At 35.3% G+C, this 15,952-nt stretch carries 12 protein-coding genes, 1 tRNA gene and 2 pseudogenes; 6 read left to right on the top strand and 9 right to left on the bottom strand.

Going from position 1 to position 15,952, the window contains the following annotated elements:
- Positions 1–8: 8 nt before the first annotated feature.
- The 4 genes and pseudogenes from clpX to MWH06_03340 all read right to left on the bottom strand — a co-directional run bounded on the left by clpX (position 9) and on the right by MWH06_03340 (position 3,499).
- A complete protein-coding gene (gene clpX / locus MWH06_03355; GenBank protein ID UPA55739.1) occupies positions 9–1,286 on the bottom strand; it encodes an ATP-dependent Clp protease ATP-binding subunit ClpX in 1,278 nt (425 codons plus the stop codon).
- 9 nt (positions 1,287–1,295) lie between these two features.
- Positions 1,296–1,913: pseudogene (gene clpP / locus MWH06_03350) on the bottom strand (ATP-dependent Clp endopeptidase proteolytic subunit ClpP).
- Positions 1,914–1,924: 11 nt separating this feature from the next.
- Positions 1,925–3,259, bottom strand: coding sequence for a trigger factor (gene tig / locus MWH06_03345; GenBank protein ID UPA55636.1), 1,335 nt, complete (start codon positions 3,257–3,259; stop codon positions 1,925–1,927).
- Between the two features lie 158 nt (positions 3,260–3,417).
- Positions 3,418–3,499: transfer RNA gene (locus MWH06_03340), tRNA-Leu, on the bottom strand.
- Positions 3,500–3,639: 140 nt separating this feature from the next.
- On the opposite strand from MWH06_03340, the gene MWH06_03335 reads away from it, so the two are divergent.
- The 4 genes from MWH06_03335 (at position 3,640) to ltrA (ending at position 7,004) form a co-directional block, all read left to right on the top strand.
- A complete protein-coding gene (locus MWH06_03335; GenBank protein ID UPA55635.1) occupies positions 3,640–4,230 on the top strand; it encodes a BON domain-containing protein in 591 nt (196 codons plus the stop codon).
- 60 nt (positions 4,231–4,290) lie between these two features.
- Positions 4,291–5,337: a glutathione synthase gene (gene gshB, locus MWH06_03330; GenBank protein UPA55634.1), complete on the top strand. Its 1,047-nt coding sequence runs from the start codon at positions 4,291–4,293 to the stop codon at positions 5,335–5,337.
- Between the two features lie 412 nt (positions 5,338–5,749).
- A complete protein-coding gene (locus tag MWH06_03325) occupies positions 5,750–6,007 on the top strand; it encodes a hypothetical protein (GenBank protein UPA55633.1) in 258 nt (85 codons plus the stop codon).
- A complete protein-coding gene (gene ltrA / locus MWH06_03320) occupies positions 5,946–7,004 on the top strand; it encodes a group II intron reverse transcriptase/maturase (protein UPA55632.1) in 1,059 nt (352 codons plus the stop codon). Before MWH06_03325 ends, ltrA begins: the two co-directional genes overlap by 62 nt.
- Before the next feature lie 77 nt (positions 7,005–7,081).
- On the opposite strand, the gene murG is transcribed toward ltrA, so the two are convergent.
- Positions 7,082–8,113, bottom strand: coding sequence for an undecaprenyldiphospho-muramoylpentapeptide beta-N-acetylglucosaminyltransferase (gene murG / locus MWH06_03315; protein ID UPA55631.1), 1,032 nt, complete (start codon positions 8,111–8,113; stop codon positions 7,082–7,084).
- A gap of 61 nt (positions 8,114–8,174) precedes the next feature.
- Between murG and MWH06_03310 the strand changes: the two genes are divergently transcribed.
- Positions 8,175–8,567: a hypothetical protein gene (locus MWH06_03310; protein UPA55630.1), complete on the top strand. Its 393-nt coding sequence runs from the start codon at positions 8,175–8,177 to the stop codon at positions 8,565–8,567.
- Positions 8,568–8,572: 5 nt separating this feature from the next.
- On the opposite strand, the gene lpdA is transcribed toward MWH06_03310, so the two are convergent.
- Entirely contained in the window at positions 8,573–9,946 is a 1,374-nt protein-coding gene (gene lpdA, locus MWH06_03305) for a dihydrolipoyl dehydrogenase (GenBank protein ID UPA55629.1), read from the bottom strand.
- A 749-nt stretch (positions 9,947–10,695) separates the two neighbouring features.
- On the opposite strand from lpdA, the gene MWH06_03300 reads away from it, so the two are divergent.
- Positions 10,696–10,758: a hypothetical protein gene (locus MWH06_03300; GenBank protein UPA55738.1), complete on the top strand. Its 63-nt coding sequence runs from the start codon at positions 10,696–10,698 to the stop codon at positions 10,756–10,758.
- A gap of 440 nt (positions 10,759–11,198) precedes the next feature.
- Here the strand turns inward: MWH06_03300 and MWH06_03295 are convergent, their stop codons facing one another.
- From MWH06_03295 to gyrB, 3 genes and pseudogenes are all read right to left on the bottom strand, one after another.
- Positions 11,199–11,879 (bottom strand): hypothetical protein, encoded by a 681-nt coding sequence (locus MWH06_03295; GenBank protein UPA55628.1) that lies wholly within the window; start codon positions 11,877–11,879, stop codon positions 11,199–11,201.
- A gap of 266 nt (positions 11,880–12,145) precedes the next feature.
- Positions 12,146–12,960 (bottom strand): annotated as a pseudogene (locus MWH06_03290) (transposase).
- Between the two features lie 526 nt (positions 12,961–13,486).
- Positions 13,487–15,874, bottom strand: coding sequence for a DNA topoisomerase (ATP-hydrolyzing) subunit B (gene gyrB, locus MWH06_03285; protein UPA55627.1), 2,388 nt, complete (start codon positions 15,872–15,874; stop codon positions 13,487–13,489).
- Between the last annotated feature and the right edge of the window lie 78 nt (positions 15,875–15,952).

Raw genomic sequence — 15,952 nt, 5'->3', positions numbered from 1 at the left:
GCCTCAAATTAATCATTAACCGTTATAACATTGCCATTATTATTATGATTAACCGTTGCTTTTCCTAATTCTACCATTTTCTTAGTGATTACTATAGTGCTACCTTCAAAATCTCCGTTTCCAGCTGTATACATAACGTCAAGCAAAAGTGACTCCAAGATAGCACGTAACATTCTTGCACCTGTTTTATAGCTTATAGCCTTTTTAGCAATAGCTGATACTGCTTCATCTGAAAACTCAAGGTTTACTTTGCTAAATGCAAGCAACGCTTTGTACTGTTTTATTAGTGCATTCCTTGGCTCTGTCAACACATGTATTAAATCTTCATGATCCAACTCATCTAAAACAGCAGTTATTGGAACCCGCCCTACAAATTCGGGTATTAAACCGAATTTGATTAAATCTTCAGGTTGAACATCATGTAAAGCATTCTTTTTCTTTTGCTCTTTAGACTGACTTATATCTGCTCCAAAGCCAACTGACGTTCCCTTTTTTCTCGCTTCAATAATCTTATCGAGGCCTTCAAAAGCTCCTCCACAAATAAATAGTATGTTACTAGTATCCACTTGTATAAACTCTTGTTGTGGGTGTTTTCGCCCTCCTTGTGGCGGAACATAAGCAACTGTACCCTCCATAATCTTAAGCAGAGCTTGCTGGACCCCTTCACCTGAAACGTCACGGGTTATTGAAGTGCTTTCAGATTTTCTTGTAATCTTGTCTATTTCATCTATAAACACTATACCACACTGTGCTTTTGCAACGTCATAATTTGCAGCTTGTAATAAACGCGACAACACGCTTTCTACATCATCACCCACATAACCTGCCTCAGTTAAAGTTGTCGCATCAGCCATAGCAAATGGCACATCTGAAACTTTAGCAAGTGTTTTGGCTAGCAAAGTCTTACCAGAACCAGTGGGACCAATAAGCATTATATTTGACTTCTCGATTTCAATATCACTTATGGCATGAAATTGTACCATGGACTGACAATGGTTATACATAGCTACAGATAAAACGTGTTGCGCGTGTTCTTGACCTACAACATGCTTGCTGAGAAAATTTTTTATATCCTCAGGTTTCTTTAGTAATAGCTTCATATCAGATATACGATCTGGATTAAAAGATCTATCTTTCTTTTGACTTATTGCTTTATGGGATAATTCTATGCACTCATTACAAATAAACACCTTTAAACCATCCGAGGAGTTAGTAATCAATTTATCTACTTCATCTTGCGCCTTGTTGCAAAAAGAACAGTAGTGTAAATCATTATTGTTATCCATTAAACCACCTTTTTGTTTAACTTTAATATTTTCAATTTCAATATCTGTACGCTCAGCTATCACCCTGTCAATTAAGCCAATTTTCCTTGCTTCTTCAGGATCCATGAATTTATCTCTTTCCATCATTCCTTCAATTTTCTTCAGTGAATTTCCAGTATGTTTTTCATAAATTTGATTTAGTTTTTTCTTAACTCGCAAAATTTCATTAGCATGTATTTCTATATCAGTTGCTTGACCATGATAACCACCTGATGGCTGATGTATCATAATTCTTGAATGAGGTAGAGAGTAGCGCTTACCTTTCGCACCAGCTGCAAGCAATAAAGAACCCATAGATGCAGCTTGACCTATACACAAGGTTGAAACGTCTGGATTTATATACTGCATTGTATCGTAGATCGACAAACCAGCAGTTACAACACCACCTGGTGAGTTAATATACATACAAATGTCTTTATCGGGATTTTCTGATTCTAAAAATAAAAGCTGTGCTACTATTACACTGGCCATGTTGTCCTCAATAGGACCTGTTACGAAAATTATTCTTTCTTTCACTAGTCTTGAATATATGTCATAAGCGCGCTCACCGCGACTAGTTTGTTCAACTACAATTGGTATAAGAGTCATACCTTTTCCTATTAAATATTACCAAACAATTCCTTTAATTCTTTCACAGAAATAATCTGCTCTTCTTTACTAACTTTTTCTATTATATAATCTGTCACTTTATACTCAAGCGCTTGCCCTCTAACTAATTCTTGAAATTGTTTATTTGATTCAAGATGCTTAAGTACTCTGTCAAACGGTACATCCTTACTGACATATTGATTTACAATAACATTCAAAACATCATTTTGAGTTAATGATATTTTATTTTCTGCACTAAATTTCATAAATAACATAGCAAGCTTTACACGTTTTTCAGCTTCTTTACAAGAATCATTTTGAGCACCCAGTTCTCCTTCCATTCTTTGTTGCTCCTGTTTTACTATGCCTGTGGGTAAATCAAAACTATAATTAGCATCCAAATAATCAAATAGCTCCTTTTTAATTAAGAGATTTCTCATTTCGGTGCACTGATCACCAATCATTTTTTTTGCATGACTTATTAGCAAAGAATAATCTTTAAAACCAATACTCTTAGCTATTTCATCATCATTTTCAAAATCTTTGGCAATTTGAATCTCATTAACTCGCACAGAAAAATCAGCTTCCTGTCCTGCAAGGGGAATGGCTTGGTAATTTTCAGGAAATTTCAACTTAAAGTCCTTTGTTTCTCCCTTTTTCATACCAGTTAATTGATCTTCAAAACCATTAATAAATGTGCCAGACCCTAAATTAACGGCAAAATTTTTGCTACTTCCACCCTGAAAGAGCTTATTCCTAATCCGCCCTTCAAAATCAATTATCAATTTATCCCCATCTTTCGCTTGATAAGAAGCATCATCAACAGAGGCGAAATTGGGGAACTTTGTTTTAATAGAATCAATAAATTCTTTTATATCTTCCTCTTCAATTTTTGCTTCAATTTTCTTTAAGTTTATTTTGTCAAGATCTATCATCGGTACTTCAGGCATCGACTCAAAAGATAGCTTGTATACAAAATTGCCCTCCTCATTTTCTTTGCCCAGATCTGGTAATAATATAACATCAACCTTAGGATAAATGTGAGACTTGACTTCAATTTTTTTCATCAAATCACTTGAGCAATAATCAATTGTATTATTTATCGCATATTCCAAAGCTTCGTTTTTATAATTTGCAACAACAAGGTCATAGGGCATCTTTCCAGCCCTAAATCCAGGTGATTTTGCATTTTCTGCTATCTCTTGCAACCTGGAATTTACCTTTTGTTTTATATAATCACTACCAACTGTGATTTCATACTCATACTTTAGTTTATCTATACTAAGCTCTTTGTAGGTATATACGCTACTTACTTCGACTGTATTTTGAGGTATATTATTAGACATCATAATTCATTTATTAACATTTTAATCCATATCTTAATAGAGTCATTTTACCAGAATTTAGGTTAAACACAATCCTTAAGAACAGGTTTTTATACAAACAAAAGTGTATTTAGTGATTATAAATTTTCCCTTAAAACCTAAGTTACATGACTTTAAAGTGCGGATAGAGGGACTTGAACCCCCACGAGCAAGCTCACCAGGACCTAAACCTGGCACGTCTACCAATTCCGCCATATCCGCAAGAAATTTTTAGTATCATATTATAGGTATTCCATTAAAAATATTCAAGGTTTAAAGTCTTACTTAATTTATAGTATTTACACAATCAAAAAAGCTTATTAACATTTCTTAATGAAAACTCTAAATCCTGAAAATCAATAATGAGATTAATAACAAGTTTCTTACTTGCAATTTTTTTGATTACACAAAGTGGTTGCACAACCCTTATAATAGGTGGTGTGGTGGCTACAGCGACAGCAATAACAATGCAGGACAAATCCTTGGGAAATATCATTGATGATACGACTATGGTCATCAGAATTAATAAGGGGCTCTTAAAACATGGGCTATTCTCATCCATAAAAGTTAAAGTAAGTGAAGGAAGAGTATTGCTCATTGGAAGTGTTGACACTCCTGAAAAACAACTTACAGCAGAAAAAATAGCTTGGCAGCAAAAAGAAATTAAAGAAGTGATAAATGAAATAAGAGTAATACCAATTCAAATGGCTTCCATGCTAGACACTACTGTAGATGGCATGATAACAGCGGAAATAAGAACAAGACTTCTGGGGAAAAGAAATATTAAATCAATTAATTATAGCGTTAATACGGTTGATAGAGTTGTTTATTTGATGGGTATAGCCCAAAATAAAGCGGAATTAAAAGCTGTAATATCAATTGCAAGAAAAGTAAAGGGAGTAAAACAAGTTGTAAGTTATGTACGATATAAGTACAGTAAATTACGCCATTAGGCAAAAATCGCCTTCAAATTATAACATTTGTACAGTTGTGACAATAGGTGGAGAACATAAATGAAAGTTGCCTTTCAGATGGATGAAAATATAAATTTTGAAACTGACACTACATTCGTGCTAATAAAGGAAGCACAAAGGAGGGGGCATGAAGTTTTTGTCTATGCTCCTAACAATTTAGCACTAAAGCTAAACCATCCAATTGCTCTTGCTCAGAAAGTCAGCATTGATGATTTTAGTTTTATCTCTAAAGAGGATGTAGCAATCAACTTGAATGAAATGGACATCATATTTATCAGGCAGGATCCGCCCTTTGATATGCGCTACATTACAACAACCTATATCTTAGAAAAAACCAGCGCATTGGTAATTAACAATCCAACAGAAATAAGAAATTGTCCTGAAAAATTGATAACTTCATTATTTCCAGAGCTAATTCCGCCGACTTTGATCACTGAAAATATATCGATGATTAGAGATTTCTACTACAACTATCAAGATATTATTCTGAAGCCATTGTATAGCTATGGCGGAAATGATGTAATAAGAATACGAGATGAGAATAGTATTCAAGTAGTAGTGGATCTCATGACAGCAAAATACGAATGCCCTGTGATTGCACAATCATTTTGTAAAAACATAGATAAAGATAAAAGAATGTTGCTACTTTATGGTCAACCAATTGGAGTAATGAAAAGAGTTCCAAAAATCAGTGGAGAGATCAGAACAAACATGCGACTTGGAGCAAGTTTTGAGCCCGCTCAAATGAACGATAGAGACAATGAAATATGTAACAAAATTGGTCCTGAATTAAAGAAAAGGGGGCTAATATTTGTTGGTATTGATATTATAGATGACTTCCTGCTCGAAATTAACACAACTTCACCCACGGGAGTAGTTTATATCAATAAATTATATAATATATCACTAGAAAAAGACCTTTGGGATGTGTTTGAAGAAAAAGCAAGCAGACAGTGTGCCGTAGAGACACAAAGGATGTTCATAAAAGGGCAAACTAAGTGCAAAAGCTGCGCAGTAGATGAGGGTGGGCCCCTCGGAGCCGGTTTACAAGAGCAGGCTTCAAACAACCATAAGCTGCTTTGGTAAAGAGCCAAGGTAGTGAGCGTTATGGAAAAGGCATAATTATATGTCATGTAAGGAATGGAGAGATGAACGAAAGTGAACCACTGATGAAGTGTCGAAACCTTTTAAATGACGTCAAAACCAGGGGGTTGTCTGTAACCTGGGATAAATCTATCGGGAGCTTGTTTACTGGATAGATGGCGTCTGGCATAAAGGTGGCATGAATCTATTTCAGGCTATTGTGTGGAACTACGGGAACCTGTCGTTTCGATGATAAGGGAGAAATCCAAGGAGCTAAACTCTAAGGATGAGAGTACCGATGCGAAAAACAGGGGCGGATCAGCTCGTAGTAGTGAAGAAGTTTCTGTAATGGAAATGGAGAGAAGGGGCTGAGTTATTTAGTTTTAATTATTTATCAACCGAAAGGGAGGAGTTAATGAGTAAAACAAAGTCTTTTGATATATCAAAGCAACTTATTTGGAGAGCTTATAAACAAGTATCGAAAAATAAAGGTGCTGCTGGTGTGGATGAGGTTTCGATAACAAAGTTTGAAGAAAATCTAAAAGATAATCTGTACAAACTATGGAATAGGATGTCATCCGGAAGTTATTTTCCAGAAGCTATAAAAGCTGTTGCAATACCTAAAGATACAGGAGGAGGACAAAGCAATCTTAGGTGTTCCTTCAGTATTTGACAGGATAGGGCAAACGGCTGCTGCTATGTATCTGGAGCCGCTAGTAGAACCAAAATTCCATGATGATTCATATGGTTATAGACCAAATAAATCTGCACTGGATGCGGTAGATACTGCGCGTAAAAGATGCTGGAGGTACAATTGGTCAATAGATCTTGATATATCTGGATTTTTCGACAATTTGGACCACGAGTTAGCATTGCAAGCTATCAAAAAGCACACAGACTGCAAATGGGTCATACTGTATGCTGAAAGATGGATGAAAGCTCCAATTCAGCAAGCAGATGGCAGTAAGGTAGTTAGGGATAAAGGAGTTCCACAAGGAGGTTCAATAAGTCCGATGATCTCAAACATATTTATGCATCATGTATTTGATGAGTGGATGAGACAAAAGCACCCGACAATACCATTTGAGAGATATGTAGATGATGCGATAGTGCACTGCAGAACTAAGAAGCAAGCGGATTTTATGCGAGACGTAATTGAAGAAAGACAGGCCAAGTATAAGCTAAAGCTACATCCGGAAAAGACACAAATAGTGTATTGTAAGGATAACAGAAGGAAAGATGAGTATACTATACAAAGTTATGATTTTCTAGGTTTTACATTCAGACCTAGACTAGCGAAGAACAGTAAAGTAGGGAATTATTTTCTTTCATTCATACCTGCAATTAGTAATAAGGCCAAGAAGAAGATTAGTCAAACCATAAGGTCATGGAAAATACACAGACAAACATCTACAACTCTGGAGGGGATATCAAAGAAAGTAAATCCAATAGTCAGAGGCTGGTATCAGTACTATGGCAGGTTTTACAGGACAGAGATATACAAACCTCTGAAGAACATAGAGCGGCAACTTGAAAAGTGGGCAAGAAGAAAGTACAAGAAACTTCAAACTCGTGGAGGACTAGCAAGGCAACTTCTAGGAAAAATGAGAAAAGAAGGACCAGACACTTTCTACCACTGGACATTAGGTTTGGGACAAAAGGCTGAATAATGGGAGCTGTGTGAGTCGCGAGGTTCATGCACAGTTCTGCGAGAGACTGGTGGGGAAGGTCCGCCGGTCTACTCTCCTCAACTAAACCTGTGAACAATTACCTTAACAAACTCAGTAGTCCCATTCTTTATCCCTGTTTTTTTTGTATTATTGGTCATATCACGCAATTTTTGAGAATTATTTAATAGATCAAATAGTACCTCTGTTAGATTTTTTTTTGCTTCACTATTCTGCTCAACTATTACAGCTGCTCCCGAATCTTCAATATATTTTGCGTTATAAAATTGGTGATTATCTTTTGAGTCAGGGTAGGGAATGTATATAGCAGCGCGCCTAGCAAGAGTGATCTCTGCTATTGAAGTTGCTCCTGCTCTGCTAATTACCAAGTGAGCATTGGCCAATCTATTTTCCATATCATCAAAAAATTCACTCAATTCACAATCGATCTTTTCACTTTTGTATAGACTCTTGACCTTGTTTACATTTTTCTTCGTACATTGCTGCGTCACTCTAATTTTCTTTTTCATTTTAATAGGCAAATTACAAATTACGCTGCTTACTACATCATCAAAAAAATTTGCACCTTGGCTACCTGCTATGACTAATATGTTTAGGGCTTTCTCAGTGCTAGAATGGCTCTGTGCTTTTATATCAATAAAATTTCCTGTAAAAATACATTTATTACTTTCTGCATATTTAGTTTCCGGAAAGCTGGTTGCAATTAATTTTGCACTCTTGAAAAAGAATCTATTTACTCTTCCTAAAACTGTATTTTGTTCATGTAAAATTATAGGTATAGAAAGAACCCTTGCTGCAAGAAGAGTTGGAAAAGAAGCATAGCTACCAAAACCAATTACTAATCTTGGCTTCAATTTTCTGATTTTATATATTGCTGGCACACAACTATACATTAATAAAAGGAAAAACTTAAATTTGTTGCCGCTTGGTCTACGTAATGGTAAAATATAGCTTTCTATGTCGATATTTTTATTTGTTTTTTTATCAGTGAATAATATGCAATTGTATCCTTGTGTCTTTAGTGCTTTTGCTAAGGCTATGGCCGGAAAGATATGCCCACCTGTGCCACCTGTTGCTAAAATAATATCCATCTGTAAATCTAGATTGTTAACTGTTATTTAATAATTTGCACGTAGAATTTTATTAAGCTTTATGATAGTTGAGTTAAAAATGCCTAAAAGTAATAGTAAAAAAGAACCTAATGAGAAAAATAAATCTCAAGAACAAAGAAAAGGAAGAAGCGGAGGTTTTTTAGAACTGCTAAAAAATATAATAAAAATTCTTTTCAATTCGGTTGTTGACCTACCTGAGCACGAGCAGCATAATAAAATGAAAAGCACTAATCTACAACAAGATTTGGATACTAAAGGAAAAGGCCCAGAAGATCTTCATCCAAAGGCAAAGCTTGAAGTCAAAAAAGCAGCTAAGGGATTGAAAGAAGAGTTACAGAATTCTGATGCTGGTGGTAATCAATCTATTGAAACTAAAGCGCCTAATCAAACTGCTACCCAAGACATTGACAACTCTAAAACAATGGAACGTTAGTTCAACTATTTAACATCTGCAGCAAGCACTGATTCGTGTATCATCTCTGAAATGGTTGGATGAGGAAAAATCGTAGATTTTATGTCGAAGTCTGTTCCTTCTAGTTGCTTTGCAAGAGCAAAATTGCTAATTAACTCCGTTACTTCTGCACCTATCATGTGGCTACCCAGAAGTTCGCCTGTCTTTTTGTCTATAATTGTTTTCACTAACCCTTCAGTTTCACTGAGTGCAATAGACTTACCATTAAAGTTAGAGTGAAATTTTCCTATTTTTACATCATACCCACCTTTTATTGCCTGTTCCTCAGTAAGGCCGATGCTCGCTATTTGTGGATGAGAATAAGTGCAATTTGGTATGCATTCTTTTTTTAACGCATGAGCACTTTTACCAGCAATCTTTTCAACGCAGATCACAGCTTCATGGCTCGCTTTATGTGCTAAACATGGTGGGCCAGCTACATCACCTATTGCATACACATTTGATTCACTAGTTTCATACCATTCATTCGTTTCAATAAAGCCAGAAGGGCTTAATTTAATTTTTGTATTTTCTAAACCTATATTTTCAATATTTGCTTGAATTCCAACCGCAACAATCACCCTATCAAATTCTTTGCTCTCACCACTACTTAGTAGCACTTGAGCAGAGTCTTTACTTTTAGTAAGAGCTTTTACGCTACTGTTTGTATATATTTTTATCCCCTGTTTTGTGAATATTTCTTGTGCTAAATCTGAAATGTCTTTATCCTCCAGCGGCAAAATAGTGCTCTTTATCTCTATGATTGTTACATCAACCCCCAAAGTACTATAAAAACTTGCAAACTCTATTCCAATTGCACCAGATCCTATGATTAGTAGTGATTTTGGTAATTTGCCCGGCATCATAGCATGCTGCGCATTCCATATTAAATCTCCATCTGCCTCTATTCCAGGCAGATTCCGTGCCCTCACTCCTGTTGCTAAAATGATATGCTTGGAAACAATTTCTTGTTCTTCCTTATCGCCAGCAACTTTTATAGTACTATTGCCTGCAAGTTTACCAAAGCCTTGATGAACTTTGATGTTATTTTTTTTCATCAAATATGCAACACCACTTGACAATTTATCAACAACGTTTCTTGAGTATTTCACTATTGATTGTATATCAAAACTCGCTCCCTTTACTTCTATACCGAACTCTTTTGATCTTTTTATTAGCCTATAAATCTCAGATGCTCTAAGTAGTGATTTTGTTGGTATACATCCCCAATTTAAGCATATACCGCCTAAATTTTTTTCTTTTTCTACAATTGCAGTTTTAAACCCAAGCTGTGCTGCCCTAATTGCTGCTATATAACCACCAGGACCGCTACCTATAACCGTAATATCATACTCATTCATCAGTTTTCTTCGTATTCAAAAAGATTATATATAACAGATGGAAACCGTATGATCAATATTCAGGTAGCTGACAACGTAGAAACGAAAAAACTTGCTTGACAAACTCCACCAGCCCCCTTATCATGAAAGTGAAGCTATTTATCTTCGCAATCTCTGCAGTGGATTAATGACAAAAAAACTTAATGTATTTGGCGTAAATCATGCTTAATTTTTTGCACTATGTGCACCTCATGTCTTTATAAAACTTCTAGGTTTCTACCTATATAAGCTGAAACGCGCTTATAAAGCGTTTAAGACAGTAAAAGACGTCAAATAGACAAGGGAGAATTTGAATACTAGCCACCCTGGGGTTTCTTTGCCTTTTTTTCCGCTCAGTAAATTTCTTAACGTTTATAATTTAGGTTAGTTGCATTTAAAAGCGGCTGAATCGTAGCGTTTAGAATAAAAAACGCCAATATTTTGAAGTACATATAAATAACTAGTCACCAACGGGGCTTCTTTTGCCTTTTTTTTCGTTTGGTAAATTTCTTAATGTTTGTAGCTAAAGTAATTTAGGCCTACCGACAACTGTCATCCCTGTAAAGGTCAAGTATCCCGCTACTTGTTAGCGGATGAGATACCGCGAATGAATCGCGGTATAACGGTCTGCGGCGGAATGACGATAATCTTGTCATCCCGCTACGTGTTAGCGGGATCTATGCTAAGGAGATACCGCGGCGGTATGACGTAGGGCTACAGGTGTCATCCCAGTGCCCAGACACTGGGATCCAGAAAACTTAACTTTAAATAAGTGGCTGCATAATAAAGACTAGATCCCAGTGTCAAGCACTGGGATGACATCATCATAAAGGAACCAGTGTCAGCTACTTTCATGACACCCTGACAATCGTCATCCCGTTGCGTGTTGGCGGGATCTAGAGATACCGTGATGGTATGACGAGGGAGAACAGTTGCTACATGTTAGCGCCGCGGCGGTATGACATAGGGAAACCTTTCTTGGGTTAGCTATAAAACTAATCAGCATCTTGTTTAGCACATACAAATTAAACTTCACAAATATAGGTAAGATCTTGAAAACATGTTATAGCTACTCCTTTCAATTTAGTGGTGGGTTTTGACAGTACACATGCCCTTTCACTAGCTATCAACTTAAATACCACAGAAGTTACAATCGTTTTAAGTATCGCAGAAGTTGCAATCATTGCATTTATATTCTGTGCTTTAACATTTACTCTACTTTCTATTGGAAGCTTTACCCCCCTACATCATTACGTACAGCAGTATGATTTATTTCATTTTCAATTCCACTACTATGCTGCAACAAGATATCCCCATTAACTTTTATTTCAACATTTTTGTCACTACTACCATTGTTAAAATTTAATCCCTCATCTCTTCTACTTTGTCTTTTTTGTCTTTTTTCTCTTAATTTTAATTCAGTTTCTCTTTTATCAAGGCTAGGAAATGGGATGTGAGGTTTTTCCTGACCATCTTGATTTATAGCTCTTGTTATATTGAAAACTTCGTTGCTTTGACATGATATTGTATAAGTAAGTGGTGCGTAGATTTTTTCTTCACTATCTTGATATTTTATGGTTATTGTTGCGTTAAGAATGTCTTTCAGAATATCGTTTTCTCTAGCTATGTCTAAAATTTTTTGAATAACTTTGCGATCATGTAATACGGCAAGTACTTTATCAGTTACTTCTTGATTATTTTGATGTTTTATGGTTATTGTTGTGTCAAGAATATCTTTCAGAATATCGTTTTCTTTAGAGGCTTTTAAAATTTCTTCAATAGCTTTGCTATTTTTACATAATATGGCATAAGTAAGTGGTGTGTAAATTTCTTCCTGACCATCTAGACATTTTATAATTGTTGTTGCGTCAAGAATGTCTTTCAGAATATCGGTTTCTTTAGCTACTCTTAACATTTTCTCAACAGCTATACTATCTTTACGTAGTATAGCATAAGCAAGTGGTGTAACAGTTGGTTCTTTATCCCGATGTTTGCTTACTTCCGTAGTAAGAATCCTTTGTTTTTCCTCTTCAGATATTTTTTCTAGTTTTTCAACAGTGCTACTTTTTTTGCCTTTTATTTTTGATGCTAATTTTAAAATACTTTTTTCATCTTTCTCAAGACCTGCTGCGAATCAAGCGATAAAAAAAAGGAAAGGAGGGTGACTAAAATCAAGGTTAACTAAAAGGCGTGCTTAAGATTTACAATACCAGCAATAATATTGAACCTCAGGTTATATTTTTTCTGAAAATTGCGATAAACATTCGACATAATCTTAAATATCTTTATCTCTCGGATCTTGTTTTCTACTCTCATTCTAAATGATGCTAATCTTCTATTATGCTCTGGAGTTAATGGCTTTTTACGATACTTTTTATATGGAATTATAACATTGCTTTGCAATTTTTGCCAACCTTGATATCCAGAATCGGCATGTTTTATGCTATCAAGTGGTAAATATTTTTCTTGTTTCCTTATGCGGAAATCACTAATTCTACCACGGTATGACTTTGACACTGATAAAATTCTTCCTCCTTCTTCGATAATAATCTCAGTTTTCATAGTGTTGGTTCTTTTTTTCCTGAATATGATTTCTTCCGTTTTTTACTATCTTCTGGTCTCTGTATTTGCTGTTCTGTAACATCAGCCAAAATCTTCAGTATTTTTTCTGGCGTCATACTTCTATCTTTTGTTATAGTCACTTTTTTGGCGAGTAATGGCTCTATTCTCTTAAGTAACCTACATACATTTGCGTTGTGTACATTGAATAGGCATCCTAAAAATCTATGTGTTATGTAAGTGCGATAGTACAAAATTACGCAAAACAACTTATCTTCCAGAGTTGGTAGTTTTGATCTTCTACCATGACACTTTTTCTGTTTTTCCCATCCAGACCTCACTTTTTCCACTACTTTTTCGAACTCCTCTATAGTTAAACCTGTTATATTACGAAAGTTTCTTGGGTGTTTTTTCATATTATAGTAACTAAAGCTCATTTTTTTTCCTTACTTGATCTGCTTATTCTTCTTCTACCTCTCTCACATCATTTTTTCAATCACCTTTTTCAGCAGGTCTTCTTTCAATTTCGAATCATTTACCTGATAAGTCGTTTTTTTTCTCAAGATCTTTCTTATTGCACTAAACATAACATTTCCTCTCTTCGTGGTTATAATATTTGCTTTTATGAATCAGTTGTGTTGATAATGTATTAATTGCATAGTTAAAACACTGTTTTATAAAGTAAAATTTTAGTAGACCACCTTACAAGAACGTTTCTTGCTAATTCTGAATCAGAAAAAAAGACGCAGTAAAGTCATTTGTAAGGGAAGAACGAAACTTGTAGCTAGCGTGAATCAGATTTACCGACAATTTGAAAAATGACAAATTCGTCATCCCGCTGCTTGTTAGCGGAATCTATGTTAAGAGATACCGCGGTGGCATGACGATAAGGTTCCAGTGTCAGCTACTTGAATGACACAGCTTTTGCTTAAACCCGTAGCGTTCGTATATTTTGCTAAAAGTTCAAATATCAACATCATGCACGTTGAGCGCATTGCTATTAATAAAATCACGGCGTGGTTCAACTATATCACCCATTAATATTGAAAATATGGAATCAGCTTCTTCACAATCTTTTATTTCAACCTTCAATAAAGTTCTAGCCTCAGGATTTAACGTAGTATCCCATAGCTGATCAGCATTCATTTCACCAAGACCTTTAAATCTCTGCAGAGTTAAACCCTTTTTACCATAGTCCATTATTATTTTTGCAAGCGTACTTGGAGAAGTGATTCTTATTTCAGTTTCTTGTGACTTTAAAAATGAATCACCATTAAATAAATTACTTATACCATCAAGCAAACTTAATATGTTTTGCATATCTTTGCCTTCAAGCATACTAAGTGCAAATATATATTTGTCTGCCAATCCTTGAAATAATTTAGAGATGTGAATTTCTTTTTCTTCATCTTTCATTTCTACTTCCCAAGTGTATTCGCTATACATTAACTTCAAATATTTTAATATTTCATTAGCAGATAACAGTGCTTTCTTTTTGCTTAAAATTAGCAATGATTCTAAGAGATTTTGTGGTATTTCTCTATCATAATTTTTGCTAATATTAGAAATGCTAACGCATTTATTCAAAATAAGGCGCAAGTTGTTAAATTCTGTAGCTGTACCACTTAGTGTTAATCTTTTAACTGCTGAGTTTATTATATACTCTTCAAAAGTTTCGTCATCTTTAATATAAGTGTCTTTAGCATTCTTTGTAACTTTATAGAGAGGTGGCTGTGCTATGTATAAGTAGCCTTTTTCAATAACTTCACGCATGTGTCTAAAAAAGAAAGTTAGAATCAAAGTTCTGATATGTGAACCATCAACATCTGCATCTGTCATGATGATAATTTTATGATATCTAGCTTTTTCAATATCGAAGTGTTCACTCCCTATTCCAGCACCAATTGCAGTAATTAAAGAGCCTATTTCTGCAGATGAAAAAATACGATCTAAACTTACACGTTCTACGTTTAGAATTTTTCCTCTTAAGGCAAGCACTGCCTGTGTTTTACGATTACGCCCCTGCTTTGCAGTACCACCTGCTGAATTACCCTCTACTATAAATAATTCCGATAACTCAGGGGCTTTTTCCTGGCAATCAGCAAGCTTTCCTGGCAGAGTTGCAATATCAATATTGTTTTTGCTTTTAACTAACTCCCGTGCTTTTCTTGCGGCTTCTCTTCCTTTTGCTGACCTGATTACTCTTTCTACTATGCTTGCTGCCAATTTTGGATCAGTTTCAAGTATCGTGCTTAATTTATCAGAAACTACGCTCTCCACAACTGCACGTGCTTCAGAACTAACTAGTTTATCTTTTGTTTGTGAAGAAAACTTAGGATCAGGCATCTTGAGAGATAAAACACAAGTTAAGCCTTCTCTAACATCCTCTCCAGTTAAATTTACTTTTGCTTTCTTTAAAAACCCTTCATTAGTTGCATAGTTATTGATACATCTAGTTAGTGCAGATCTAAATCCTGCCAAATGCGTACCACCATCTCGTTGCCTTATATTATTCGTGAAGCATAACATATGTTCATAGTAGGAATCATTCCATTCCATCGATATTTCCAAGCTGATGCCAAGATCTTCTGCATCTCCTTTCATACTGGCAATTTTAGTTACATGTGTCTTATTCTTATCTAAGTACCGCACAAAATTCGCTGTACCAAAATTGTCTTTAGATTGATTGCTCTGATTGAAATGAGATTCTGTATATGGTTCATTGCGCAGATCACGTAAAGTAATGTCGATATTTGAATTTAAAAATGCTAATTCTCTTATACGACTTTCAAGCGTTGAGTAACTGAAATTAATGCCATTAAAAGTCTCTGTTGATGGCATGAACGTGACTTTAGTTCCTCTTTTGTTTGTATTTTCGTTGACTACCTTTAAAGGTTCAATAGACTCACCATCTTCAAAGCGCATAAAGTGTTCTTTCTTATTGCGCCAAATAGTTAATTCCAACCGGCTTGATAATGCATTCACAACTGAGATTCCAACACCATGTAATCCCCCAGAAACTTTATAGGTATTACTGTCAAATTTACCACCAGCATGGAGTTGAGTCATTATTACCTCTGCTGCTGATATTCCTTCTTCTTCATGAAGGTCAGTTGGAATGCCACGACCATTATCAGTTACAGATACTGAACCATCTTTATTTATGCTAACTTCAATTTTATCACAATATCCAGCTAAAGATTCATCTATTGCGTTATCAACAACCTCATATACCATGTGGTGCAAGCCAGATCCATCGTCAGTGTCACCAATGTACATACCTGGACGTTTCCTTACAGCATCAAGACCCCTTAAGATTTTTATTGCATCGGCATTGTAACTATTTTCCATGGTATTGCTTCGTTTATGAATGTTAATTAATATTACATTCATATATGCTGATTAGCAACATTTTTAAACTGATAACCC

The sequence above is a fragment of the Wolbachia pipientis genome, from assembly GCA_023052945.1.
Lineage (GTDB): Bacteria > Pseudomonadota > Alphaproteobacteria > Rickettsiales > Anaplasmataceae > Wolbachia.
The sequence above is the reverse complement of the archived record's forward strand: the minus strand, read 5'-3'. Positions and strand labels throughout refer to the sequence as shown.

Coding starts and splice junctions, on each gene's coding strand:
- clpX (UPA55739.1), bottom strand. CDS start 1,286: ATGGATAACAATAATGATTTACACTACTGTTCTTTTTGCAACAAGGCG.
- tig (UPA55636.1), bottom strand. CDS start 3,259: ATGTCTAATAATATACCTCAAAATACAGTCGAAGTAAGTAGCGTATAT.
- MWH06_03335 (UPA55635.1), top strand. CDS start 3,640: ATGAGATTAATAACAAGTTTCTTACTTGCAATTTTTTTGATTACACAA.
- gshB (UPA55634.1), top strand. CDS start 4,291: ATGAAAGTTGCCTTTCAGATGGATGAAAATATAAATTTTGAAACTGAC.
- MWH06_03325 (UPA55633.1), top strand. CDS start 5,750: ATGAGTAAAACAAAGTCTTTTGATATATCAAAGCAACTTATTTGGAGA.
- murG (UPA55631.1), bottom strand. CDS start 8,113: ATGGATATTATTTTAGCAACAGGTGGCACAGGTGGGCATATCTTTCCG.
- MWH06_03310 (UPA55630.1), top strand. CDS start 8,175: ATGATAGTTGAGTTAAAAATGCCTAAAAGTAATAGTAAAAAAGAACCT.
- lpdA (UPA55629.1), bottom strand. CDS start 9,946: ATGAATGAGTATGATATTACGGTTATAGGTAGCGGTCCTGGTGGTTAT.
- MWH06_03295 (UPA55628.1), bottom strand. CDS start 11,879: ATGTTAAGAGTAGCTAAAGAAACCGATATTCTGAAAGACATTCTTGAC.
- gyrB (UPA55627.1), bottom strand. CDS start 15,874: ATGGAAAATAGTTACAATGCCGATGCAATAAAAATCTTAAGGGGTCTT.